This is a genomic window from Pseudonocardia sp., from assembly GCF_029263155.1.
Classification (GTDB): Bacteria; Actinomycetota; Actinomycetes; order Mycobacteriales; family Pseudonocardiaceae; genus Pseudonocardia.
This window is the reverse complement of the sequence record NZ_JAJCYB010000088.1, coordinates 77761-100684: the sequence shown is the minus strand read 5'-3', so window position 1 is coordinate 100684 and position 22924 is coordinate 77761. Positions and strand designations below refer to the sequence as shown.

General features: G+C 70.3%; 22 protein-coding genes and 1 pseudogene. 6 read left to right on the top strand and 17 right to left on the bottom strand.

Annotated elements, in window-relative coordinates:
- Positions 1-31: 31 nt before the first annotated feature.
- The 16 genes and pseudogenes from Q1K26_RS28805 to Q1K26_RS18635 all read right to left on the bottom strand — a co-directional run.
- Positions 32-553: pseudogene (locus tag Q1K26_RS28805) on the bottom strand (universal stress protein); the annotation flags it as partial.
- Entirely contained in the window at positions 550-3276 is a 2727-nt protein-coding gene (gene aceE, locus Q1K26_RS18705; protein WP_300014425.1) for a pyruvate dehydrogenase (acetyl-transferring), homodimeric type, read from the bottom strand. The pseudogene Q1K26_RS28805 and the gene aceE, both read right to left, overlap by 4 nt.
- Positions 3269-5242, bottom strand: a complete 1974-nt coding sequence (gene acs, locus Q1K26_RS18700; protein ID WP_300014422.1) for an acetate--CoA ligase — start codon at positions 5240-5242, stop codon at positions 3269-3271. Before acs ends, aceE begins: the two co-directional genes overlap by 8 nt.
- Complete coding sequence (locus Q1K26_RS18695) at positions 5239-7722, bottom strand: xanthine dehydrogenase family protein molybdopterin-binding subunit (RefSeq protein WP_300014420.1); 2484 nt, start codon at positions 7720-7722, stop codon at positions 5239-5241. The genes acs and Q1K26_RS18695 overlap by 4 nt, the downstream gene beginning before the upstream one ends.
- Before the next feature lie 98 nt (positions 7723-7820).
- On the bottom strand, positions 7821-8717 hold the full coding sequence (locus Q1K26_RS18690; RefSeq protein WP_300014417.1) for a slipin family protein: 897 nt from the start codon (positions 8715-8717) through the stop codon (positions 7821-7823).
- A gap of 115 nt (positions 8718-8832) precedes the next feature.
- On the bottom strand, positions 8833-9177 hold the full coding sequence (locus tag Q1K26_RS18685) for a carboxymuconolactone decarboxylase family protein (protein WP_300014413.1): 345 nt from the start codon (positions 9175-9177) through the stop codon (positions 8833-8835).
- 106 nt (positions 9178-9283) lie between these two features.
- The gene (locus Q1K26_RS18680; RefSeq protein ID WP_300014410.1) at positions 9284-9778 is read right to left on the bottom strand and encodes a universal stress protein; all 495 of its coding nucleotides are present in this window, start codon (positions 9776-9778) and stop codon (positions 9284-9286) included.
- Complete coding sequence (locus tag Q1K26_RS18675) at positions 9778-10158, bottom strand: DUF488 family protein (protein WP_300014407.1); 381 nt, start codon at positions 10156-10158, stop codon at positions 9778-9780. The genes Q1K26_RS18680 and Q1K26_RS18675 overlap by 1 nt, the downstream gene beginning before the upstream one ends.
- A gap of 227 nt (positions 10159-10385) precedes the next feature.
- Positions 10386-10712, bottom strand: a complete 327-nt coding sequence (locus tag Q1K26_RS18670; RefSeq protein WP_300014405.1) for an RNA polymerase-binding protein RbpA — start codon at positions 10710-10712, stop codon at positions 10386-10388.
- A 54-nt stretch (positions 10713-10766) separates the two neighbouring features.
- Positions 10767-11846: a phosphoenolpyruvate carboxykinase domain-containing protein gene (locus Q1K26_RS18665; protein ID WP_300014403.1), complete on the bottom strand. Its 1080-nt coding sequence runs from the start codon at positions 11844-11846 to the stop codon at positions 10767-10769.
- Positions 11847-11898: 52 nt separating this feature from the next.
- Positions 11899-12162, bottom strand: a complete 264-nt coding sequence (locus tag Q1K26_RS18660) for a DUF3040 domain-containing protein (protein WP_300014401.1) — start codon at positions 12160-12162, stop codon at positions 11899-11901.
- A gap of 285 nt (positions 12163-12447) precedes the next feature.
- Entirely contained in the window at positions 12448-14211 is a 1764-nt protein-coding gene (gene ctaD / locus Q1K26_RS18655; RefSeq protein ID WP_300014398.1) for a cytochrome c oxidase subunit I, read from the bottom strand.
- Complete coding sequence (locus Q1K26_RS18650) at positions 14208-14648, bottom strand: group III truncated hemoglobin (RefSeq protein ID WP_300014395.1); 441 nt, start codon at positions 14646-14648, stop codon at positions 14208-14210. Before Q1K26_RS18650 ends, ctaD begins: the two co-directional genes overlap by 4 nt.
- Positions 14645-15031 (bottom strand): hypothetical protein, encoded by a 387-nt coding sequence (locus tag Q1K26_RS18645; RefSeq protein WP_300014469.1) that lies wholly within the window; start codon positions 15029-15031, stop codon positions 14645-14647. The genes Q1K26_RS18650 and Q1K26_RS18645 overlap by 4 nt, the downstream gene beginning before the upstream one ends.
- 115 nt (positions 15032-15146) lie before the next feature.
- On the bottom strand, positions 15147-15443 hold the full coding sequence (locus Q1K26_RS18640) for a DUF3040 domain-containing protein (RefSeq protein ID WP_300014392.1): 297 nt from the start codon (positions 15441-15443) through the stop codon (positions 15147-15149).
- Between the two features lie 143 nt (positions 15444-15586).
- Entirely contained in the window at positions 15587-15736 is a 150-nt protein-coding gene (locus Q1K26_RS18635) for a hypothetical protein (protein ID WP_300014389.1), read from the bottom strand.
- Between the two features lie 325 nt (positions 15737-16061).
- On the opposite strand from Q1K26_RS18635, the gene Q1K26_RS18630 reads away from it, so the two are divergent.
- The 3 genes from Q1K26_RS18630 (at position 16062) to Q1K26_RS18620 (ending at position 18492) form a co-directional block, all read left to right on the top strand.
- Positions 16062-16442 carry a hypothetical protein gene (locus tag Q1K26_RS18630; RefSeq protein WP_300014386.1) on the top strand — a complete coding sequence of 127 codons (381 nt, stop codon included), beginning with the start codon at positions 16062-16064 and terminating at the stop codon, positions 16440-16442.
- 75 nt (positions 16443-16517) lie between these two features.
- A complete protein-coding gene (locus tag Q1K26_RS18625; protein WP_300014383.1) occupies positions 16518-16940 on the top strand; it encodes a GreA/GreB family elongation factor in 423 nt (140 codons plus the stop codon).
- Between the two features lie 94 nt (positions 16941-17034).
- The gene (locus Q1K26_RS18620) at positions 17035-18492 is read left to right on the top strand and encodes a catalase (protein WP_300014380.1); all 1458 of its coding nucleotides are present in this window, start codon (positions 17035-17037) and stop codon (positions 18490-18492) included.
- Between the two features lie 442 nt (positions 18493-18934).
- On the opposite strand, the gene Q1K26_RS18615 is transcribed toward Q1K26_RS18620, so the two are convergent.
- Positions 18935-19738, bottom strand: coding sequence for a transposase family protein (locus Q1K26_RS18615; protein WP_300014467.1), 804 nt, complete (start codon positions 19736-19738; stop codon positions 18935-18937).
- A 300-nt stretch (positions 19739-20038) separates the two neighbouring features.
- Between Q1K26_RS18615 and Q1K26_RS18610 the strand changes: the two genes are divergently transcribed.
- Genes Q1K26_RS18610 through Q1K26_RS18600 form a run of 3 tightly spaced genes read left to right on the top strand, consistent with a single transcriptional unit; the run spans position 20039 to position 22769 of the window.
- The gene (locus Q1K26_RS18610; protein WP_300014377.1) at positions 20039-20491 is read left to right on the top strand and encodes a nuclear transport factor 2 family protein; all 453 of its coding nucleotides are present in this window, start codon (positions 20039-20041) and stop codon (positions 20489-20491) included.
- Positions 20488-21303: an IclR family transcriptional regulator C-terminal domain-containing protein gene (locus Q1K26_RS18605; RefSeq protein WP_300014374.1), complete on the top strand. Its 816-nt coding sequence runs from the start codon at positions 20488-20490 to the stop codon at positions 21301-21303. The genes Q1K26_RS18610 and Q1K26_RS18605 overlap by 4 nt, the downstream gene beginning before the upstream one ends.
- Positions 21303-22769 carry an aldehyde dehydrogenase (NADP(+)) gene (locus Q1K26_RS18600; protein ID WP_300014371.1) on the top strand — a complete coding sequence of 489 codons (1467 nt, stop codon included), beginning with the start codon at positions 21303-21305 and terminating at the stop codon, positions 22767-22769. Before Q1K26_RS18605 ends, Q1K26_RS18600 begins: the two co-directional genes overlap by 1 nt.
- Positions 22770-22924: the final 155 nt, after the last annotated feature.

Genomic DNA, 22924 nt, shown 5'->3' with positions numbered 1-22924 from the left:
CCCCCCGCGCCGCAGCGGCTTCGAACGCGAACGCGATCGCGGCCTCGCTGGTCGGGGAGTCGTCGACCCCGACGACGACCGGCCGCGTCGCCGTCGACGACGGCTCCCGCTCGGCCCCCCGCACGACGACCACAGGACAGGCCGCGTGTGCGGCCAGGGCCACGGCCACCGAGCCGGCCAGCAGCCCGTCGATCCGCCCGAGGCCATTGTTGCCGATCACGACGAGCTGAGCGTGGCGTGCTTCGTCGCCGAGAACGGGGATGGAGTGCCCGTCGACCAACTGTTGCTCGACCTCGATGTCGGGGGCGTCCCGCTCGGCCACCGCGGCCGCCTCGGCGAGCTGGGCGTGGGAGCGTTCGAGTAGATCTTCGCGATAGCGCGCAACGAGCTCCGCGTGGGCGACGTGCTCCGGTTCCCAGGCGAACGCGGACACCAGCCGCAGCCGTGCCCCACGCAGTCGGGCTTCCGCCGCGCCCCAGCGTGCGGCCCGGAGAGCGCTCTGCGAACCGTCGATCCCGACGACCACCGTCGGTGAGACCTGCTGTGTGCTCATGGTGATCCCTTCTCTTGGGTGCGGGGCGAAACGGGCGTGACCCCGTCCGCGAGGGTGGGGACGTCGTCGAGATCGTTCCCGCTGGTGGGGTTCAGGACCGCGTCGTCCAGTTCCCCGCGGCGGACCAGCCGTTGCAGCACCTGGCGCGTGATCGCGGCGGCGTCGACGCCGAAGTGGTGGCGCAGCGCGGCGCGGGTGTCGGATCGACCGAACCCGTCGGTGCCCAGGCTGGACCAGTCGTCGGGCGCCCATGGGGCGATCTGGTCGGGTACAGCCCGCATCCAGTCCGACACGGCCACCGCCGGACCGAGCCGTTTCCGCAGCCGGCGGGTGACGTAGGCGATCTTCGGGGGCTGCCCCGGATGGCGGTGGTTCCAGTCGTCGGCGGCGAGGGCCTCGCGGCGCAGCTCGGTCCAGGAGGTCACCGACCAGACGTCGGCGAGCACGCCCCAGTCCCGGTGCAGCACCTGCTGCGCCTCGAGCGCCCACGGGACGGCGATGCCGGAGGCGAGGATCTGCGCGCGGGGTCCGTCGCCTGCCGGGGCGTCGGCGTAGCGGTGCATCCCGGCGAGGATGCCCTCGACGTCGACGTCGTCGGGCTCCTGGGGTTGGCGGATCGGCTCGTTGTAGAGGGTGAGGTAGTAGAAGACGTCCGGGTCCTCGCCAGCGCGGGGCTCGCCGTACATGCGGCGCAGCCCGTCGCGCACGATGTGGCCCAGCTCGAAGGCGTAGGCGGCGTCGTAGGCGACGCAGGCCGGGTTGGTCGAGGCCAGCAGCAGCGAGTGCCCGTCCTGGTGCTGCAGGCCCTCGCCGTTGAGGGTGGTGCGCCCGGCGGTGGCGCCGAGCAGGAACCCGCGGGTCATCTGGTCCGCGGCGGCCCACAGCCCGTCGCCGGTGCGCTGGAAGCCGAACATCGAGTAGAAGATGTAGACCGGGATCATCGGCTCGCCGTGGGTGGCGTACGAGGTGCCGGCCGCGGTGAAGGACGCCACGGAGCCGGCCTCGGTGATGCCCTCGTGCAGCAGGGCACCGGCGGTGTCCTCCTGATAGCTCAGCAGCTGCTCGCGGTCCACCGAGAGGTAGTTCTGCCCGTGCGGTGAGTAGATCTTCTTGGACGGGAACAGGGCGTCCAGCCCGAACGTGCGGGCCTCATCGGGGATGATCGGCACGAACCGGTGCCCGATCTCGGGGTCTTTCATCAGGTCCTTGAGGAGCCGGACGAAAGCCATCGTGGTGGCCACCTCCTGGCGACCCGATCCACGCCGGGCCACCGCGTACGCCGGGTCGCCGGGGAGCATCAGCGGCGCGTTGGGCACGGTGCGCTCCGGTAGGTACCCGCCCAGTGCGCGGCGGCGTTCGTGCAGGTACGCCAGCTCCTCGGAGCCCTCGCGGGGGCGGTGGTACGGGGGCAGCGTCTCGTCGAGCGCGTCGTCGGGGATGTCGAGGAAGAGCCGGTCGCGGAAGCCCCGCAGGTCCGCAGCCGTCAGCTTCTTCATCTGGTGGGTGGAGTTGCGGCCCTCGAAGTGCGAGCCCAGCGTCCAGCCCTTGATGGTCTTGGCCAAAATCACCGTGGGCCGCCCGGTGTGCTCAGTCGCGGCCCGGTAGGCGGCGTAGAGCTTGCGGTAGTCGTGCCCGCCGCGCTTGAGTCCCCAGACCTGCGCGTCGGACAGGTGCTCCACCATGGTCGCGGTGCGCGGGTCGCGGCCGAAGAAGTGCTCGCGGACGAACGCGCCGGACTCGGCCTTGTAGGTCTGGTAGTCGCCGTCGACGGTGGTGTTCATCAGCTCGACCAGGGCGCCGTCGTCGTCGGCGGCGAGCAGCGGGTCCCATTCCCGACCCCAGATCACCTTGATGACTTTCCAGCCGGCGCCGCGGAAGTACGACTCCAACTCTTGGATGATCTTGCCGTTGCCGCGGACCGGGCCGTCGAGGCGCTGCAGATTGCAGTTGACGACGAAGGTGAGGTTGTCCAGTTCCTCGCGGGCGGCCACCCCGATGGCGCCGAGGGATTCCGGCTCGTCGACCTCGCCGTCGCCGAGGAAGGCCCACACCCGTTGCCGGCTGGTGTCGGCGATGCCGCGGGCGTGCAGGTAGCGGTTGAACCGGGCCTGGTAGATCGCGTTGAGCGGCCCGAGGCCCATCGAGACGGTGGGGAACTCCCAGAAGTCGGGCATCAGCCGGGGATGCGGGTAGGAGGGCAGGCCGCCGCCGGGGTGGGAGAGCTCCTGGCGGAACCCGTCGAGCCGGTCCTGGCTCAGCCGGCCCTCCAGGAACGCGCGGGCGTAGATGCCGGGGGAGGCGTGGCCCTGGACGTAGACCTGGTCACCGCCCCCGTCGGCGTCGTGGCCGTGGAAGAAGTGGTTGAAACCGACCTCGTAGAGCGAGGCGGCCGAGGCGTAGGTGGAGATGTGGCCGCCGACGCCGATCCCGGGCCGCTGTGCCCGGTGCACCATCATCGCGGCGTTCCACCGGATGTAGGCCCGGATCCGGCGCTCGATCCGCTCGTCGCCGGGGAACGTCGGCTCGGACCCCGGCGGGATCGTGTTGATGTAGTCGGTGCCGCGCAGCCCGGGCACGCCCACCTGCCGCTCGCGTGCTCGGTGCCAGGTGCTGAGCATCAGCTGCCGGGCACGGTGGCGGCCGGCGTGGTCCACCACGCCGTCCACCGACTCCTGCCACTCCTGGGTCTCGGAAGGGTCGACGTCAGGAAGCTGGTCAGTCATCGCGCGCCGCCCGAGCGACCTGTGCCTGCATGGTCTCCACGACCGACGGGTCGACCAGGGTGGAGGTGTCGCCGAGCGGTTCGTCCTCGGCGACGTTCTTGAGCAGCCGTCTCATGATCTTCCCGGAGCGGGTCTTGGGCAGCTCCGGCGCGAAGATGATCTCGGCTGGGCGGGCGAGCTTCCCGATCTGCTGGGCTACGTGCTCGCGCAGCGTCGTCGCCAGCTCGGCTGATCCCGTGTCGTCGCCCGTGAGCGAGACGAACGCGACGATGGCCTGTCCGGTGTCGTGGTCGGCGCGGCCGGTGACCGCGGCCTCGGCCACCGCGGGGTGGCTGACCAGGGCGCTTTCCACCTCGATGGTGGAGATGCGGTGCCCGGAGACGTTCGTGACGTCATCGATCCGGCCCATCAGCCAGAAGTCGCCGTCCTCGTCGACCCGGGCGCCGTCGCCGGCGAAGTAGGCGTCGGGGTACTTCGACCAGTAGCTCTCGCGGTAGCGGGCGTCGTCGTGGAACAGCCCGCGCATCATGCCCGGCCACGGCCGGCGCAGCACCAGGTTCCCGCCGCCGCCGGGGCCCACGACGTTGCCGGCGTCGTCATAGACGGCCGCGTCGACGCCGGGGAACGGCTTGGTGGCCGAGCCGGGTTTCAGGGTTGTCACGCCGGGCAGCCGGGTGATGAGGATGTGGCCGGTCTCGGTCTGCCACCAGGTGTCCACGACCGGGCAGGTGCCCCCACCGACGTGGGTGCGGTACCACTCCCAGGCCTCCGGGTTGATCGGTTCGCCGACGCTGCCCAGGACCCGCAGCGAGGTCAGGTCGTGGGCCTGCGCGTACTGCGGGCCCCACTTCATGTGTGCCCGGATCGCGGTCGGGGAGGTGTAGAGGATGTCCACCCCGTACTTCTCGATGATCGACCACCAGACGTCGCGGCCCGGGTGGGCCGGGGTGCCCTCGTAGAGCACGCTGGTAGCGCCGTTGGCGAGCGGCCCGTAGACGATGTAGGTGTGCCCGGTGATCCATCCGACGTCGGCGGCGCACCAGTACACCGACTCCGGTCGGAGATCGAAGACGTAGTGATGCGTGGTGGCCGCGCCGAGCAGGTAGCCGGCGGTGGTGTGCACGACACCTTTGGGCTTGCCGGTGGTGCCGCTGGTGTAAAGCAGGAACAGCAGGTCCTCGGAGTCCATCGGTTCGCACGGGCACGACCGCGGATCGTCGGACACATCGGCGACCAGGTCGTCCCAGTAGCGGTCGCGCCCGTCCTGCATGGGTACGTCGGCGCCGGTGCGCCGGAGCACGACCACGTGCTCGACCTGGGTGGCCCCACCGGCGAGCCCCTCGTCGGCGTTGGCCTTCCGCGGCCACGTCCGCCCGGCCCGCATGGCCTCGTCCTGGGTGACCAGCACGGTGCAGCCCATGTCGGCGACCCGCTCGGCGACGGCCTTGCCGCTGTAGCCGCCGAAGACGACGGTGTGCGGCGCGCCGAGCCGGGCGCAGGCCAGCATGGCGATCGGCAGCTCGGGCACCATCTGCAGGTAGATCCCGACCGGGGTGCCCTTGCCGACACCGAGTGATCGCAGGCCGTTGGCGAACCGGACGACGTGGCGCTGCAGCTCGGCGTAGGTCAGGTCCCGGCAGCCCGCGGCGGCCGGTCCGTCGTCGGGCACCACGTGGTATGCGATCCGGTCGCCGTGCCCCCGCTCCACCCACCGGTCCACGCAGTTGTAGGCCGCGTTGAGCTTCCCGCCGAGGAACCACTGGGCGTAGGGCGGCTCCCACCTGAGCACGGTCTCGAACGGCGTGGCCCAGTCCAGGCGTTGCGTCGCCTCCGCGGCCCAGAACTCCTCGAGCCCCGCGTCGTAGATCGCGGCGGTGGCGTTGGCCGTCGCCGCGAATCCCTCCGGGGGCGGGTACCGGCGGGTCTGGGTGCTCAGCGCATCGATGTTCCTGACGTCCGCGCTCATCGCAGTCCTCGCTCCTGGGGCTTGTTCGGGTCGATCGAGCCCAGGCCGGCACCCGGTGAGTGGGTGTCGATCGGGGTCTCCTGGGTGGCGTTGCCCGCGCCCGCCTGGATGGCCCGCCACACCCGCTGCGGGGTGCAGGGCATCTCGATGTCGGTCACACCGAGGTGGCGCACCGCGTCGATCACTCCGTTGACGATGGCCGGCGTCGAGGCGATGGTGCCCGCCTCGCCGACGCCCTTGACCCCGAGCGGGTTCGACGTGGCCGGCGTGGACACCGTGGAGGTGTCGAAGCTGGGCAGGTCGGGGGCCGAGGGAATGGTGTAGTCGACGAACGTGCCGGTGACCAGGGTGCCCTGCTCGTCGTAGACGGCCTCCTCGAACAAGGCCTGCGCGATGCCCTGGGCCAGGCCGCCGTGCACCTGGCCCTCCACGAGCATCGGGTTGACGATGGTGCCGACGTCGTCCACGCAGACGTAGCGGCGCAGGGTGACCCGCCCGGTGTCGGTGTCGACCTCGATCGCGGCCAGGTGGGTGCCGTGCGGGAAGGAGAAGTTCTCCGGGTCGAACACGGCGTCGGAGTCCAGTGAGGGTTCCATGTCGGGCGGGTAGTCGTGCGCCGTGAACGCCGCGAACGCCAGCTCCTGGATGGTCTTGCCCTTGTCGGTTCCCCGGACGGTGAACCGGCCGACCGAGAACTCGATGTCGTCCTCGGACGCCTCCAGCAGGTGCGCCGCCAGCTTCCTGGCCTTGGCGACGACCTTCTCCGCCGCCTTGACGACGGCGATGCCGCCGACCACCAGCGAGCGAGAGCCGTAGGTGTCGAGACCCTTGGGCGAGATCTGCGTGTCGCCGTGCAGGATCTCGACGTCTTCGAACGGCACGCCGAGCTGGTCGGCGACGATCTGGCTGAATCCCGTCTCGTGGCCCTGCCCGTGCGGGGAGATGCCGGTGATGACCTCGACCTTCCCGGTGGCCAGCATGCGGATGCTGGCGGCCTCCCAGCCGCCGGCGCCGTAGTCCAGCGAGCCGAGCAGCCGCGACGGGGCGAGGCCGCACATCTCGGTGAAGGTCGAGATGCCGATGCCGAGCTGGACCGGGTCGCCGGCGCGGCGGCGCTCCTGCTGTTCGCGGCGCAGCCCGGCGTAGTCGAACTGCTGCATCGCCTTGGCGGTGGCCTGCTCGTAGTCGCCGGTGTCGTAGGTCAGGCCGGCGACCGTGGTGAACGGGAACTCCTCGTGGGTGATCCAGTTCTGCCGGCGCAGGTCCATCGGGTCGCGGCCGAGCTCGACCGCGAGCTCCTCGATGATCCGTTCGGCCCCGAACCTCGCCTCCGGGCGGCCGGCGCCGCGGTAGGCGTCGGTGGGCGCCTTGGTGGTGAACACGTTGCGGCAGGTGAACCGGTAGGCCGGGAACTTGTAGATCGAGTTGAACATGAATGCGCCGAGGATCGGGATGCCCGACCCGATGAGGCTGAGGTAGGCGCCCATGTCGGCGAGCAGATGCACGTCCAGGCCGGTGACCGTGCCGTCGCGCCTGGCGGTGATCGTGATGTCCTGGATCTGGTCGCGGCCGTGGTGCGCGGCGAGCAGGGACTCCGAGCGGGTCTCGGTCCACTTGACGGGTCTGCCGAGCTTCTGCGCGATGAGCACGCAGAGCATCTCCTCGGGGATGATGGAGATCTTGCCGCCGAAGCCGCCGCCCACGTCGGGGGCGATGACGCGCAGCTTGCTCTCCGAGATGCCGAGGGTGACCGCGGTCATGGTGCGCAGGATGTGCGGGATCTGCGTGGCCGACCACATGGTGATCTGCTCACGGCCCGCGTCGACCACGACGGAGCGGGGTTCCATGAACGCCGGGATCACCCGCTGTTGGATGAACCGGCGCCGGACCACGATCTGGTCCGGGTCGGCCTCGGCTGCCGCGATGGCCTCCTCGACGCTGCCGCCGGTGCCGGCCGCGGCGGAGTCGAACACCCAGGTGGCGCTGACGTTCGTGCCCAGGTCCGGGTGGACCAGGGCGGCACCGTCGGCCGCGGCGGCTTCCTTGTCGAGGATCGGCTCGAGAGGGTCGTAGTCGACCTCCACGAGGTCGGCCGCGTCGCGGGCCGCCACCGCGGAGCGGGCCACGACGACCGCGACGCCCTCACCGGCGAAGTGCACGGTGCGGATCGCCAGTGGCGGGCGCTGCGGTGCCTTCTGGTCCGGGGTGACCGGCCACGCGCAGGGCAGGCTGATGCCCTCGGCGCCCAGGTCCGCCGCCGTGTAGACGCCGATCACACCGGGCATCGCCGCGGCGCCCGAGGTGTCGATGTTCGTGATCGTGGCGTGTGCGAGCGGTGAGCGGACGACGTAGATGTGCAGCGTGCCCGCGGGGGTGATCGAATCGGTGTACCGGCTGCGGCCGGCGATCAGCCGGGCATCCTCCTTGCGGGGCCGGGACCTACCGAGTTCGGCGGTGGTGGGTTCGGTGGTTGCGGTCATGTCTGCTTGCCTCCTCCGGCCACGCGGACCGTGGCCTGCGATCGGCCGACTGGTCGGCCGGACCAGGGGCCGAGTGGCCCACCGGCGGGTGGGCCTGATCACGACCTCGTGGTCGCTCGTACACCGTTGGTCGCGGCCAGGTCGTGCAGGTCCGGTCCCGGGTCGGACAGGTGTCCCGGGGCTGCGTCGGGAACGTCATGCGACGGTGCGGCGGGCGGGGTGGCCGATCGGTCCGTCTCGGGGGGTGTGGCGCGTTCGAGGAAGCGGAGCAGTTCGACGGGGAAGGGCAGCACGAGTGTGGAGTTCTTCTCCGCGGCGACCTCGACGACGGTCTGCAGCAGTCGCAGCTGCAACGCGGCGGGGTGCTCGGCCATCACCTCGGCGGCCTGCGCGAGCATCTGCGAGGCCTGCAGCTCGCCGTCGGCGGTGATCACCCGGGAGCGGCGTTCGCGTTCGGACTCGGCCTGGCGCGACATCGACCGCTTCATCGACTCGGGCAGCGCCACGTCCTTGATCTCGACGCGGTCGATGTGCACGCCCCAGTCCAGCGCCGGGTTGTCGATCATCAGTTCGAGGCCCTGGTTGAGCCGCTCACGGTTGGACAGCAGGTCGTCGAGCTCGCTCTTGCCGATGATGGAGCGCAGCGAGGCCTGGGCGACCTGTCCGATCGCGTGGTGGTAGTTCTGCACGTCGACGACCACCTTCGCGGGGTCGACGACGCGGTAGTAGACGACGGCGTCGACCCGGACGGTGACGTTGTCGCGGGTGATGCCGTCCTGCGCGGGCACCGGTAGGGTGATGATCTGCAGGTTCACCTTGTGCAGCCGGTCCACGAAGGGTGCGATCAGGGCCAGCCCGGGGCCGCGGGTCGTGGTGAGCAGTCGGCCGAAGCGCAGCACCACCCCGCGTTCGAACTGGGCGATGACCCGGACGCTCGATCCGAGCACCAGCAGGCCGATGACCACGATGGCGATCAGCACGTAGACGATGGTCATGTCATCCTCCGATGGCTTTCTCGTCACCGCCGCACGGGTGGATTCGGGCGCGATGGCACGCTGCGCGATCCCGCTTTCCGCGATTCCTGTGCGGCGCGACGTGGGTCGTTCCCGGTCACGTCCGTTCGGCGGTCTTCTCGGCCAAGGCGTGCAGGGCGACCGTGGAATGGGCGTAAGCGCCTCCGGCCCGCATCTCGGCGGCAACCCAGATCGCCTCCATGATCTCCTCGGGCCGCGCGCCCTTGCGGTGTGCGAGCTTGGTGTGGCCCGTGATGCAGTACGGGCACTGCGTCACGTGGGCCACCGCCACGGCGATCAGTTGCTTCGTCTTCTCCGGCAATGCGCCATCGGCGAAGACTGCACGGCTGAAGTGCTCGAAGGCCTCGTTGATTTCCGGAGCCAGTTCCTTGCGGCGCGCGGCGATCTCGGGCGTCGCCGCCGGGTACATGTCCTCTGCCATGGTTTTTCCTGTTCTCGCTGCAAAGCCGCTCGGCTCAGGGTTGATGTAGTGGGATCCGGGCTCCGTCGTTCTTGTATCGTATTACGATATACGGGGCGACAGGCCGTCAGCGTCGAGGGCGGGATCTGTGAATGGGCCTACTCGTGACGGGCTTGATGACGACGACCGGGCAGGCGGCGTGCGCGGCCACGTAGTGGCTGACCGAGCCGAGGAGCGCGCCGAAGATCCGGCCGTACCCACGGGATCCGACCACCAGCAACGCGGCGCCCGAGGCCACATGCATCAGCACCTCGGCGGGGTGGCCCTCGACGGGCGCGGTGGTCACCGTCTCGCCGTCGGCCGCCACGCCGGCATCGGCGAGTGCCGACACCAGGAGCTCCTCGGCCGCGACCACCGGATGGAAGTCGCCGATCGTGGCCATGTCGCCGAAGGTCGACTCCGTCGGGAACTCCCAGGCGGTCACCGCGTGCAGCGGCAGGCCGCGTGCGGACGCCTCCCGCAGGGCCCAGCGCAGCGCGGCCAGCGATCCGGGTGATCCGTCGACGCCGACCACGATCCGGCCGTCCGGGGCGTGCGCGCCGGCTCCGGTCGGGGCGGCCATCAGCCGGTCCCCGGTTCGGCGTTGAGCAGGTCGGTGAGCACGGCGGCCTCGCTGGCCTCGGAGTGCCGGGTGGCGGTGAGCAGGGTCAGCGTCCGCTGCTGCGCCAACTCGCGCAGGTGTTCGAGCGTGTCGGCCCGCTCGGGATCGTCGAGCTCGGTCCGATAGCGGCGCGCGAACTCGGCGAAGCGGTCCGGATCGTGGCCGTACCACCTGCGCAGCGCCGAGGACGGGGCGATCTGTTTGCACCATTCGTCGATGTCGGCGCGGTCCTTGGTCATGCCACGCGGCCAGAGGCGGTCGACCAGCACGCGGGTGCCGTCGGCCGCGGCGCGCTCGTCGTAGACCCGCCCGACCCGTACCCGGGGCTGCTGTCGTTGCATCGTCTGGCTCCTGTCGTCGGTCGTGATCTATCCCGGTAAGCGGTTGCCGCGTCCGGTCACAGCGGTGGAGCGGGAATCTCGTCGCGTGCGGGGAAGGCGTGCGGGTACGCCGCCCTCGTTCTCCCATCGCGCCAGGGCCAGGTCGGGATCGACGGTGACGGCGTCGGGAGCTGCGCCGTGGTCCCCGATCAGGTCTGTCGACGTGTCCGGACGCGCCGGTCGCGCCGTCATGTCCGCGGTCCACGCACGCGGCGGCCGCGGCGGCGGGCCCGGAGGCTCTGCAACGCCTCGTCCAGCAACGCCTCGCATTCGGCCTCGGAGCGTCGTGCCAGCAGATGGTCCAGCGGGCTCTTGAACGGCCGCCAGGTCGCCGGATCGGGGGGACGGGCGCGGTCCCGACCGGCCGGGAGGCCACAGCGGCACTCCCACAGCTCGGGCGCCGTCGCGTCGGCGTACCACCGTCGCGGCGTGTGGTGGCCCCGCACGCACCAGTACGACACCACGCGACGCAACGGCGCCTCGTCGCCTGCGTGGATCCAGATCGGACGAATCATCGGATGAACCTCCTGGAATCAGTGGATGTTGGTATGAGCCCGCTCTGTCCGGGCCTACGCGCTCAGGCGCAGCGCCAGGGCCTCCAGCTCGTCGCGCATCGAGGTGGGGAGGTTGTCGCCGATCTTGGCGAACCACTCCTCGATGAGCGGGATCTCGGCCTTCCATTCCTCGACATCCACGGCCAGCGCGGCGTCGATGTCGGCCACGGCGACGTCGAGGCCGTCGAGATCCATCTGGTCGGAGGTGGGCACGTAGCCGCGGCCGTGCTCCCGCCAGACGTCGCCGTCGTCGGTGAGCGCGACGTTGGTGAACAGCGCGTTGCCCGCCTCGATCGTGCGCATCGCGTTGGGGTTGGTCTTCCAGTTCGTGCCCGGCGCGACACCGAAGAAGCCGAACTCGGGATTGACGGCGTAGAGCCGTCCGTCGGCCCCGAAACGCATCCAGGCGATGTCGTCGCCGACGGTCTCGGCGCGCCATCCGGGAATGGTCGGCTGGAGCATCGCGAGGTTGGTCTTGCCGCAGGCCGACGGGAATGCCGCCGCCACGTAGTAGGCCTTCTCCTCCGGCGAGATCAGCTTGAGGATGAGCATGTGCTCGGCCATCCAGCCCTCGTCGTGGGCGATGGCGGCGCACCCACGGAGTGCAGGCACTCGACGAAGGGTGTCGCCGCGCTCGGCGAACAGCGGGAGCACCGCGGCGCCCATCCGCGTCATGATCTTCATCGACGCCACGACGTACTCGGAGTCGGTGATCTCCACGCCGAGCATGGGCGGGTCGGCGTCGAGGGGGCCCATGCAGAACGGGATGACGTACATCGTGCGCCCGCGCATGCAGCCGCGGTACAGCTCCCACATCGTCGACTTCATCTCGTCGGGATCGACCCAGTTGTTCGTGGGGCCGGCGCCGGACTCGTCGACGGAACAGATGTAGGTGCGCTCTACGACGCGCGCCACGTCATCGGGATCCGATGCCGCATAGAACGAATTCGGTTTCTTCGCCAGCCGGGTGAAGGTGCCCGCGTCGACGAGGGAGGTGGTCATCCGGTCCCACTCCTCGTCGGACCCGTCGACCCAGACGACGCAATCGGGGATGGTCGGCCGGTGGTCGAGTCCGGCACTGATCGTGGCTGTCACGACAGGTCTCCTCATCTCGCGCGGAAGCAGCAGGACGGATCCGGGACGGCGGTCATCTCGTGGTCTCCGCTGCTGCCCGCGGCGGGCCCGCCGACCTGCGTGCGGCGATCTCGGCCTCCGTCAGCACTCGTGGGCCCATCAGCAGCACGACGCAGAGCGTCAGCCCGGCCACCGTCGTGATCATGCCGAGGCCCTGGCCGTGTTCCGCGTGTCGGCGTTGCCGGGGTGCCCCGAAGGAGCGGACCAGCTCCGGGTCCTCGATCAGCAGCCGGCGTTCGATCTCGAAGAGCAACTGTCGCTCACGGTCCTCGAGCACGACGCACCTCCTTGGCGTCCCTGGCCCCGTTCGATCAAGGGTCGGGCGATCTCACATTTATATCGTAACGCGATATGTCCTGGGTCTAGGGATCTTCGAAGGCCATCGAGAACCGGTCAAGAGCGTGCTTCTCGACCTGCTCAGGGAGCGCTGTGGCTTCGCTGTTCGCGAGGTTCTTGCTCGTGAACAGCAGCGTCGTCGATCGATCCCACACCGGCTCGGTCGGGCGGGGCACGGCGCAGGAGCCCGCCCTCGTTCTCCCAGGCCAGCTCGGCCGACATCAGGTCATCGGTCACGGGGGTCGCCCTCGATGTCATGTTGGACGGCGTGCGCAGCGACCTCCGATGGCGCCGTCCGCGGGTTGCCCGACCGCCCGACGACATGGGCCTCGTTCCGGAAGCGGTCCACCATGTGCGGGTAGTGCAGCTCGAACGCCGGGCGCTCGGAACGGATCCGGGGCAGCTCGGTGAAGTTGTGCCGCGGCGGCGGGCAGGAGGTGGCCCACTCCAGCGAGTTCCCGAAGCCCCACGGGTCGTCGACGGTCACGATCCGACCGAAGCGGTAGCTCTTGAACACGTTCCAGATGAACGGGAGCGTGGACGCGCCGAGCACGAACGCGCCGATCGAGGAGATCGAGTTCAGCACGGTGAACCCGTCCTGGGGCTGGTAGTCGACGTAGCGGCGCGGGAAGCCTTCATTGCCCAGCCAGTGCTGCACCAGGAACGTGAGGTGGAAGCTGACGAACGTGGTCCAGAAGTGGAACTTGCCCAGCGTCTCGTCCATCATCCGGCCGGTCATCTTCGGGAACCAGAAGTAGATGCCGCCGTAGGTGGCGAACACGATCGTGCCGAACAGCACGTAGTGGAAGTGCGCCACCACGAAGTAGGTGTCGGTGACGTGGAAGTTCAGCGGTGGCGAGGCCAGCAGCACCCCGGTCATGCCGCCGAACAGGAACGTGACCATGAAACCCACCGAGAACAGCATCGGCGTCTCGAACGTCAGCTTGCCCTTCCACATCGTGCCGATCCAGTTGACGAACTTGATGCCCGTCGGGACGGCGATGAGGAAGCTGGTGAAGGAGAAGAACGCGAGCAGGACCGCGCCGGTGGCGTACATGTGGTGCGCCCACACCGCGATCGACAGCACGGTGATCGCGACGGTGGCGAACACCATCGTCTTGTAGCCGAACAGCGGTTTGCGAGCGAACACCGGGATGATCTCGGTGACGATGCCGAAGAACGGCAGGGCCACGATGTAGACCTCGGGATGGCCGAAGAACCAGAACATGTGCTGGTAGAGGATCGTGCCACCGTTGGCGGGGTCGAACACGTGGGTGCCCAGGTGCCGGTCGGCCAGCAGCCCGAACAGGGCCGCGGTGAGCACCGGGAACGCGATCAGGATGAGGATCGCGGTGAAGAAGATGTTCCAGGTGAAGATCGGCATCCGGAACATCGTCATTCCCGGTGCGCGCATGCAGACGATCGTGGTGATGAAGTTGACCGCACCGAGGATCGTGCCCAGTCCGGCGACGATCAGGCCGGTGATCCACAGGTCACCACCGACGCCCGGGGAGTATGTGGGGTTGCTCAGGGGGGTGTAGGCGAACCAGCCGAAGTCGGCGGCTCCGCCCGGGGTGAGGAACCCGGCCATGACGGTCAGCCCGCCGAACAGGAACAGCCAGTAGGAGAAGGCGTTGAGCCGCGGGAACGCGACGTCGGGGGCGCCGATCTGCAGGGGCACGATGTAGTTGGCGAAGCCGAACAGGATCGGCGTGGCGTACAGCAGCAGCATGATCGTGCCGTGCATGGTGAACAGCTGGTTGTACTGCTCGGGGGACAGGAACTGCTGGCCCGGCACGGCCAGCTCGCCGCGGATCAGCAGGGCCATGGCCCCGCCGGCCATGAAGAAGCCGATGCAGGTGACCAGGTAGAGGATCGCGATGTCCTTGGGGTCCGTCGTCCTGATCATCTTCAGGAACGTGGATCCCTTGCCGGTCCGGCGCTCCGGGTAGGGGTGCGGGGTGATCGGTTTCGGTTCGACGGCGGTCACGGTCGCCCCTCTCCCGGATGTTGTGGCTCGATGGTGACGAGCTCGGCGGGTCCGCCATGCAGCCGGCGGCGGATCGAGCCGGCGATGCGGGTGGCCTGCGTCTTGGCCAGGTGCGCCCGGGGTCCGGCGTGTCGCTCGTCGACCGTGGCCGTCCACAGCTCCAGCCAGCGGGCGAAGTGGGCCTCGGTGAGCTCGCCCTGGACGGCGAGCGCGACATGCGGCCGCAGCGCGTTGCGGTGATATCGACCGGCGCGCAGCAGCACCGTGTCCCAGAAGTCGCCCATCACCGGCAGATGCGCGGACAGGTCCACGCGGGCGACGTCGAGGAAGATCGGGCCGAGGTGCTCGTCCGCGAACGCCCGGCGGTAGAACTCGGCCACCAGGGCGTCGATGTCGGCACGGTTGGCGACGTCGGAGCGCGCCGCGGTCGTGCTCACGACGAGACCTCGATGAGAAGAAGGACCCCGAGCACGGGCAGCAGTACGATCTTGACCATTTCGAACGCGACGTAGGCCAGGTGCAGGCGCGAGCGCGGGGGGCTCCCGCCGGCCACGATGAAGCGAGCGCGACGATCGAGCCGGGGCCGCAGCACCACCACCTGCACCACCAGCACCAGCCACAGCAGCCCGACCGCCACGACGGCCCCGACGCCGGCCCGGCCATCAAGCGTGAGGGCCGCGGTGAGCGCCACGGCCAGGGAGAGCTCGACGATCGCGAGGGCGCGGAACACCAGCCGGCCGATGCCGAGGCCGAGCGGCACCGTGATCCCCGGCGCCCTGAACTTCAGCGGTGTTTCCAGGAACGAGATCGCCAGCACCATCCCGAGCCAGGTGAACGGGACACCGACCTGCACCAACCCGGCCACGCCCACCCTCACGGCCGACCCACCCCGGGCCACGTCGCGACCGACGAACCGCAGCCGGCGGGCTGCCCGATCACGGCTCCCGCCCCGGCGGATCATCACGGCGTCCGCGGATCATCGTGATCATCGTGGCCAGCGCCGCGAACAGCAGCGCGGTCCCCGGGGCCCTCGCCAGCAGCATCAGCATGCCGAGTGCCGCCGCCACGACGATCGCCGTCGTGTAGGCCCAGCGCGGCATCGTGTACACCCACTGGAGGGAGTACGTCGAATGCTGCCCGACACCGTCGAACGACCGGCTGAAGTCCGGATCCTCCGCGTCGAACTGGCGCTCGACCTCGCGCAGGGTCTTCCGTTCCCGATCACTGAGCATGACGAACCTCCTCTGTTGGTCGAGCGATCCGGCGCACGAGGCGTCGGTTGAAGGCCCCCGTCCGGGAACGCGGTCCCAGGCGCGGCGGGGGGTCGCGACACGGACAGGGCGGGTGTTCCGCTGTGTCTGCATCCAGCTGACTTCTACGGTGCCCCGAACCTCGTTATCGCGGCACGGGTGCGCTCGGCCGATTTCACCCCGATCAGGTTGCCGATGCCCGGCAGCCCGACATCCGCTGCGGCGATCGGCGCGGCGCGCTCATGCACCAACGCGGCAGCCATCACGTCGTGCATGTGGCGCGGCTCGACCGGATCAAGGCCCGGGCAAGGCTCGTCTCGTCGACCCCCGTCCGAGACCGGGAGACTGACAACCAGGATCGGTCTGCCGGATGTCGGCAATCTGCACACGCTCAAGTCGGCCGAGGACGCACCCTGTCACGAACGGGTGGGCAGAGCAGGGTGGTGGTAGCCAATCAAGCTGCGCACGCCATCCGCCCGGATGGCTCGCGCCCCCCGCACCGCCCGTCCGTCGGCCCGACACCGGCGGTCGGGAACGACGGCGCGACCGGCCGACGGCGCGCGTTCGTACCTGCGGCTCGCATCGACAAGGAGGCAGGCCATGGCGTTGCATGACCCGTCGAACAGTGCGGACCACGCTGCGGACGCCGTCGTGTGCCGATCGGCGGCCCTGCTTCTGCGCGCCGGCCACGAGGACGGCCTCGTCGGCGAGGAACTGGCGCCATCACTGGACCGCCTCCTCACCGCCGTGAGTCTCGAGCTGGAAACCAGCCGCGGACCGGTGCCGGCGTCCGTGCGCTGCGCTGCCGCGCGGCTCGCCGAGCTTGTCGTGAAACGGTCCTCGCTCCCCGTCTCACACACCGCGGTCAGCGCCCGCGAACCCGATGAGCGTCCACAGGCGGACCGCCGCGGCACCGCTCGGACCGCGCGCAGGGCGACGGTCCCCTTCGCCCGGTCCATCCGCCTCGGGCGAATGGGATGACCCACGAGCCCACGACGTTCCCCCACCCAGAGACAGGAGAACCACCTGATGCCGGTCGACACGCAGCGAGTCTGGATGACCGAACAGACCCTGGAGCGGGTCCGGATCGAACTCGCGCGGCTCAAAATGGAACGCGCCACGGGCTCGCACCGAGGGCAGAACGACCCCGAACACCGCGAGCTCAGAATCAGACACCTCCACGAACTCATCCAGAACGCTGCAGTCGGTCACGAGCCACCCGACGACGGCGTCGCCGAGCCGGGCATGGTGCTGACCGTGCGCTACGAGGGGGCAGACCTCTCCGAGACGTTCCTGCTCGCCGACCGCGAAGAGGAATCCACCCTGGGCGACGACCTCCCGATCTGCTCGCCCCACTCACCGCTGGGCACGGCGCTGTCCGGCGCCGGACCAGGTGACCGTCGCGAATACCGGATCCCCGGCGGCGAGACGATGACGGTCACCCTGGTGAAGGCGGTTCCCTACAGCCGCGGCGGCTGACTCCGGGGCCGAGGGCGAGATCGTCTTCTCTGGTCTCCGCCCCGAGCCAGAGCCTCAGCCAGAACGACCACCTCCACCACACGAAGGAGACACCGTGACCGCAACCGAACCGCGTCATACGACCACCGACGGGGGTGCCCCGGTAGCGAGCGACCAGCACTCGCTGACCCTCGGCCCCGACGGTCCGATCCTGCTCCAGGACCACTACCTCATCGAGCAGATGGCGCAGTTCAACCGGGAGCGGATCCCGGAGCGCCAGCCGCACGCCAAGGGCGGTGGGGCGTTCGGGTACTTCGAGACCACCGAGGACGTCAGTGCGTACACCCGGGCCGCGTTGTACCAGCCGGGCGTCCGGAGCGACACGCTGATCCGCTTCTCCACGGTGGCGGGCGAGCGGGGCAGCCCCGACACCTGGCGCGACCCGCGGGGCTTCTCGCTCAAGCACTACACGACCGATGGCGTGTACGACATGGTCGGCAACAACGTGCCGATCTTCTTCATGCGCGACCCGCTGAAGTTCCAGCACTTCATCCGGTCCCAGAAGCGCCGGGCAGGCAACAACCTGCGCGACCACGATATGCAGTGGGACTTCTGGACGCTGTCCCCGGAGTCGGCGCACATGCTGTCCTGGCTGATGGGTGACCGCGGCATCCCGCGGACGTGGCGGCACATGAACGGCTACTCCAGCCACACCTACATGTGGACCAACGCGGGCGGCGAGAAGTTCTGGGTCAAGTACCACTACAAGACCGACCAGGGCATCGAGTTCCTGGAGCAGGCCGACGCCGACCGCATCGCCGGCGAGGACGGCGACGCCCACCAGCGCGACCTCTACGACACCATCGAGGCCGGGGACCACCCGTCCTGGACGCTGTACGTGCAGATCATGCCGTTCGAGGACGCCAAGACCTACCGGTTCAATCCGTTCGACCTCACCAAGGTGTGGCCGCACGGCGACTACCCGCTGATCAAGGTCGGCCGCCTGACGCTGGACCGCAACGTCACCGACCACCACACCGAGATGGAGCAGGCGGCGTTCGAGCCGAACAACCTGGTCCCCGGGATCGGGCTGTCCCCGGACAAGATGCTTCTCGCCCGCGGTTTCGCCTACGCCGACGCCCACCGCGCCCGGCTGGGCGTGAACTACAAGCAGATCCCGGTGAACGCCCCGACCGTGCCGGTGCACAGCTACTCGAAGGACGGCGTCGGGCGCACGGTCAACGTGTCCGACCCGGTCTACGCGCCGAACTCCTACGGCGGCCCACACGCCGATCCGGCGCGCACCGACGACTCCGGGCTCTGGTACGCCGATGGGGAGATGGTGCGGGCGGCATACACGCTCCGCCGTGACGACGACGACTGGGGACAGGCCGGCACCATGGTCCGCGACGTCCTCGACGACGGGCAGCGGGCGCGGCTCGTCGGCAACGTCGCAGGGCACCTGTCCGACGGCGTGAGCGAGCCGGTCCTTGCCCGCGCGTTCGAGTACTGGCGCAGCATCGACAAACAGATCGGCGACAAGATCGAGGCGGCGGTTCGCAACGGCTGCTGACGCAGACCCCCAGTGTGGTCACATCAGTCGACAGCAGGACTGGCACAACGTGGTCCTGGGAATCGCCTCGATCACGGCAAGGGCGATGCCGGCGCCGCATTCACGGCAGCGTCCGTAGCCGCCGGTCCGGATCCTGTCCAGTGCAAGCTCGATGTCGTCGAGAGCGTGTCGAGCACCGGCCCCAACGAGGGCCTGCACCTCGCGAACCGCCGCCGTCGGGTCGCGGGCCGCATCTTGACCCGCATGGGGCGTCGCTGGTCTTCCGCTCCGCTCACGCACTGCGAGCTGAGCGAGCTGCTCGCGTCGGAAGTCGCGCTCACGCTCCAAAGCCGACTGTAGGACAGGCAGGCGCTCGGCGAGGAGATCGCCTTGGCGCGCGATGAGAAGCATGCTGCGGGGAGACATTGAGTCCTTCCCAGTAGCGATCGGCCGGGCCGGTTGATCACGTCGTCCGGCCGTGCTGGTGGTGAAGCAGGACGAGCGCCGCAGCGGTGATGGTGCCGATCCGCCAGGGGCACAGGCTCACCCGTCGCAGGGCCTTGAAGGTGGTCTTGAGCAGCGAGTTCCCGCGCTCAGCCAGCGCGCGTGTAGCGGAATGCAAGGTGTTGACGGTGCGCTGCTCGACGGTCAGGACGGTGCCGCGGATCTTCTTAATCGGGACGATCAGTCGGGTGTTCTCGCCCTCGTAGCCCAGGTCGGCGAGCACGGCGTGCTCGCTGTCGGTCCAGTCGTCGAGCGCGTCGAGCAGGCCGTCGTGGGCACGGGCGCAGGTGGTGTCGTGCTCGCGGCCGGGGCGCACCGGGGAAGTCCACAGTGGCCACCCGTCCGGCGCGGTGACGACCTGGACGTTCCCGCCGTGGTGATGGTGCTTGCCCGACCACCACAGATCCACCCCGGCGGTCGGACCGCCCGCCTTCGACCGGTCGGTGCGGATCAGGGTGCCGTCCAGGCTCACATGGGTGTGCCCGGCCGCGCGGGCAGCGAGCACCGCGCCATGCAGACCGGGTGCCGCGGCGGCGAGCACGTCGATGGCTTCATGCAGGTAGCGGTAGGTGGTCGACAAACTGATCTGGTTGTCGACCGCGAGCGCGGCGACCCGGGTGGCGTCGAGGAACCAGCGCAGCACCAGGACGGCCTGAGCGCGGCAGCCCAGAGCGCGGCGACCACGACGGGTTCCGCGCTGGCGGCGCTCGGCGGCCAGCACGTCGGACACGTACGACACGGTGGACTCCCCGATCGGGAGCACGGCGGTGTAGCTGACAGGATCGGACACGCGGGACCTCGGTGAGAGTCGATCTTTGGCGGACCGTCTCTTCTACCGAGGTCCCGCACCCAATCTGATCATCTCCGCACCCTCGGCGTGTCGCCCGAGCCGCCCGGCCCCGCTACTGGGAAAGGCTCACTAACCACGGCGGGTCCGGTCCGTCAACCAGGAGTCTTCGGTCAGCATGCTGACCGACGGTCGAGATGTTGACCGGTCTCGCGCCGTCGATCTACTGTCCGACTGCCCGCTGCACCCACCGAGCCGACCCCTGGAGGCACCGCGATGCCCGAGCAGACCGCAGCCGAGATGGAGGCCCGGGTACGCGCGTACATGGCGGCCTGCACCTCGGGCGACGCCGACGCCGTCGCCTCGCACCTGACCACCGACGCCGTGCACTACTTCCCGCCCGACATGTACGACGGCCCGTGGCGCGGGGGCGCCCTGATCGGGGCCCGCTGGGCCGAGGCCGTGGCCGAGCGCGGCTCGTCGTGGACGGTGGACGCGATCGTCGTGGACGCCGGTCGCCGGGAGGCCGTCTGCGAGTGGACGCACTTCAAGACGGTCGCCGGTGTCGTGCTGCGGGGGGCCGAGTGGTACGAGTTCGCCGACGACGGCCGGATCAGCGAGATCCGCGCCTACTACGCCTCCCCCCAGGACAAGTCGCTCGACCGGCTCGAGCTCGGCGGGATGGCCTACGCCGAGCGCGGCTACCCGATGGCCCCGCCGGCGCGATGACCGGGCCCGCCCCGGAGCCCGACCTCCCGCGCTCGGCGTCGCCCGCCGTGACCCGGGCCGCGGCGGTGCTGGCCGCACTCGCCGTCGAGCCGACCCGGCCGATGGGGCCCAGCGAGCTGAGCCGCCGGACCGGGACGGCCAAGGCGACCGTGATCAACGTCTGCTCGGCGCTCGCCGACGCCCACCTCCTGCGACGCTCGGCGAGCGGGTACCTGCTGGGCCACCGGCTCGCCGAGCTCGGCACGAGCTACCTGCGCAGCGTGCAGGAGGTGCAGGAGTTCTACGACTGCTGCCGCCGGGTGCTGGGCACCGTCGCGCAGACCGTGCAGCTCTCGGTGCTCAACGACGGTCTCGACGTGGTGTACCTGGCCCGCCAGGACGGGTCGGACCCGCTGCACCTGGGCCTCGCGTCGGAGATCGGCCGGTCGGTGCCCGCACACTGCACCGCGGCCGGCAAGGCCCTGCTCGCCGCGCTCCCGCCCGAGGAGCTGGACCGCCGGATCGCCGCCGCGGGCCCGCTCGCCGCGGTCACCGAGGAATCGCTGCGGGAGCCCGCCGCGGTCCGGGCCGAGCTGGACCTGGTGCGCGAGCGCCGGTACGCCACCGAGCACGGGGAGATCGTCCCCGGCGTGCGCTGCATCGGCGCCGCCGTGCACACCCCGCACCGCGCCGACGGGCTCATCGCCGTCAGCTTCACGTTCCGGGACCGGGCCGAGCCCGTGGACGCCCCGGCCACGCTCGCCGACCTCATGCGGTTCACCACGGCGTTCGGATCCCGCATCGGGGCCGAGGCCATCTCCGAAGGAGCCTGATGTCCCCCGTTCTCAGCATGGACCCGCGCACCGGCGAGCAGGTCGAGGTGGCGGCCGTGGACACCGCCCCCGCCGAGGTGGCTCAGGTGGTCGCCCGGGTGGCGGCGACCGCGGCCACGCTCGACGGCCTCGGCCGCGTCGGGCGCACCGCCCTGCTGCGCGCCGTGGCCGCCGAGCTGGAGGCGGACGCCGCCGGACTGGTCGCGATCGCCGACCGGGAGACCGCGCTCGGGGAGGCCCGGCTCACCGGCGAGCTGGGCCGGGCCTGCTACCAGCTGCGCTACCTGGCCGACGCCGTCGCGGAGGGCGGCTACCTGGAGGCACTGGCCGAGCCGGCCGCCGACACCCCGCTCGGCCCGCGGCCCGACCTGCGCCGCATGCTCGTCCCCCTCGGCCCGGTGGCGGTGTTCGGCGCGAGCAACTTCCCGTTCGCCTTCTCCGTCGCCGGTGGTGACACGGCCGCCGCGCTCGCCGCGGGCTGCCCGGTGGTCGTCAAGGCCCATCCCGGCCACCCCGCCACCTCGCTGCGCAGCATCGACGCCGTGCACCGCGCCCTGTCCGGGTTCCCGGGACTGGAGCACGCCGTCGACCTGGTCTTCGGGCTGGAGGCCGGGCGCGCCGTGGTCGTCCACCCCGAGATCCGCGCGGTCGGTTTCACCGGTTCGTCCGCGGGCGGGCGCGCGCTGCACGACCTCACCGCGGCCCGGCCGGACCCCATCCCGTTCTTCGGCGAGCTCGCCGGCGTGAACCCGTTCGTCGTCACACCCGGCGCCGCCGCGGCGCGCGGCCCCGAGATCGGCCGGGGTGTGATCGACTCCGTCACGCTGGGTACCGGCCAGTTCTGCACCAAGCCCGGCCTGCTGTTCGTGCCCGAGGGCGACGCGGGCGACGCCCTGCTCGCCGCCGCCGAGCAGGCGGTGCGGGAGCGGGAGCCGGGGCTGCTGCTCACGTCGACGACGCACGCCACCTACCGGTCGACGATCGAGGCGCTGACCGCGTTGCCGGGCGTCCGGACCACCGCGCACGGCCCGGCCGGACCGGAGGTCGGCTACGCCGGCGTCGCCCACCTCGTCACCATCGGTCTGGCCGACCTGCGCCCCGAGTTCGTCGAGGAGTGCTTCGGACCCGCCGCGGTCGCGGTGCGCTACGGCGACCCGCGCGAGCTGGTCGCCACGCTCGGCACGCTGCGCGGAGGGCTCACCGCCACCGTGCACTCCGAGCCCGCCGAGGCGGAGCTGGTCGCGGAGCTCACGGCCGTGTTCTCCCGGATCGCCGGGCGGCTCGTCTACGACGGGTACCCGACCGGCGTGGCCGTCACCGACGCGATGACCCACGGCGGTCCGTGGCCCTCGACCACCAACTCGCAGCACACGTCCGTCGGGGTGCACGCGCTGCGCCGCTTCCTGCGTCCGGTGACGTGGCAGAACGCCCCGCAGCACGCCCTGCCCACGGAGCTGCGCGACTAGCCCGACGAGCTGTGCACACTTGGTGGAGGCCCGGCGGCTCGGATGCACCGGGCCGGACGGATCGCTCGTTCCCTTCGGCGAGAAACAGGTGTGTACAGAACACGGCGGGTTGACAAGCCCATCAACTGTATCCACTCTGGGGCCGGACCCGGTCT

What these genes read in the sequence shown, in the direction of transcription:
- Q1K26_RS18600 (WP_300014371.1), top strand. Translation starts at nt 21,303, where the DNA reads ATGTCCCCCGTTCTCAGCATGGACCCGCGCACCGGCGAGCAGGTCGAG.
- Q1K26_RS18685 (WP_300014413.1), bottom strand. Translation starts at nt 9,177, where the DNA reads ATGGCAGAGGACATGTACCCGGCGGCGACGCCCGAGATCGCCGCGCGC.
- Q1K26_RS18695 (WP_300014420.1), bottom strand. Translation starts at nt 7,722, where the DNA reads ATGACCGCAACCACCGAACCCACCACCGCCGAACTCGGTAGGTCCCGG.
- Q1K26_RS18625 (WP_300014383.1), top strand. Translation starts at nt 16,518, where the DNA reads ATGACCGAACAGACCCTGGAGCGGGTCCGGATCGAACTCGCGCGGCTC.
- Q1K26_RS18670 (WP_300014405.1), bottom strand. Translation starts at nt 10,712, where the DNA reads ATGATTCGTCCGATCTGGATCCACGCAGGCGACGAGGCGCCGTTGCGT.
- Q1K26_RS18645 (WP_300014469.1), bottom strand. Translation starts at nt 15,031, where the DNA reads ATGGTGCTGGCGATCTCGTTCCTGGAAACACCGCTGAAGTTCAGGGCG.
- Q1K26_RS18635 (WP_300014389.1), bottom strand. Translation starts at nt 15,736, where the DNA reads ATGCACGACGTGATGGCTGCCGCGTTGGTGCATGAGCGCGCCGCGCCG.
- Q1K26_RS18605 (WP_300014374.1), top strand. Translation starts at nt 20,488, where the DNA reads ATGACCGGGCCCGCCCCGGAGCCCGACCTCCCGCGCTCGGCGTCGCCC.
- Q1K26_RS18675 (WP_300014407.1), bottom strand. Translation starts at nt 10,158, where the DNA reads ATGCAACGACAGCAGCCCCGGGTACGGGTCGGGCGGGTCTACGACGAG.
- aceE (WP_300014425.1), bottom strand. Translation starts at nt 3,276, where the DNA reads ATGACTGACCAGCTTCCTGACGTCGACCCTTCCGAGACCCAGGAGTGG.
- acs (WP_300014422.1), bottom strand. Translation starts at nt 5,242, where the DNA reads ATGAGCGCGGACGTCAGGAACATCGATGCGCTGAGCACCCAGACCCGC.
- Q1K26_RS18690 (WP_300014417.1), bottom strand. Translation starts at nt 8,717, where the DNA reads ATGACCATCGTCTACGTGCTGATCGCCATCGTGGTCATCGGCCTGCTG.
- Q1K26_RS18680 (WP_300014410.1), bottom strand. Translation starts at nt 9,778, where the DNA reads ATGGCCGCCCCGACCGGAGCCGGCGCGCACGCCCCGGACGGCCGGATC.
- Q1K26_RS18640 (WP_300014392.1), bottom strand. Translation starts at nt 15,443, where the DNA reads ATGCTCAGTGATCGGGAACGGAAGACCCTGCGCGAGGTCGAGCGCCAG.
- Q1K26_RS18630 (WP_300014386.1), top strand. Translation starts at nt 16,062, where the DNA reads ATGGCGTTGCATGACCCGTCGAACAGTGCGGACCACGCTGCGGACGCC.
- Q1K26_RS18610 (WP_300014377.1), top strand. Translation starts at nt 20,039, where the DNA reads ATGCCCGAGCAGACCGCAGCCGAGATGGAGGCCCGGGTACGCGCGTAC.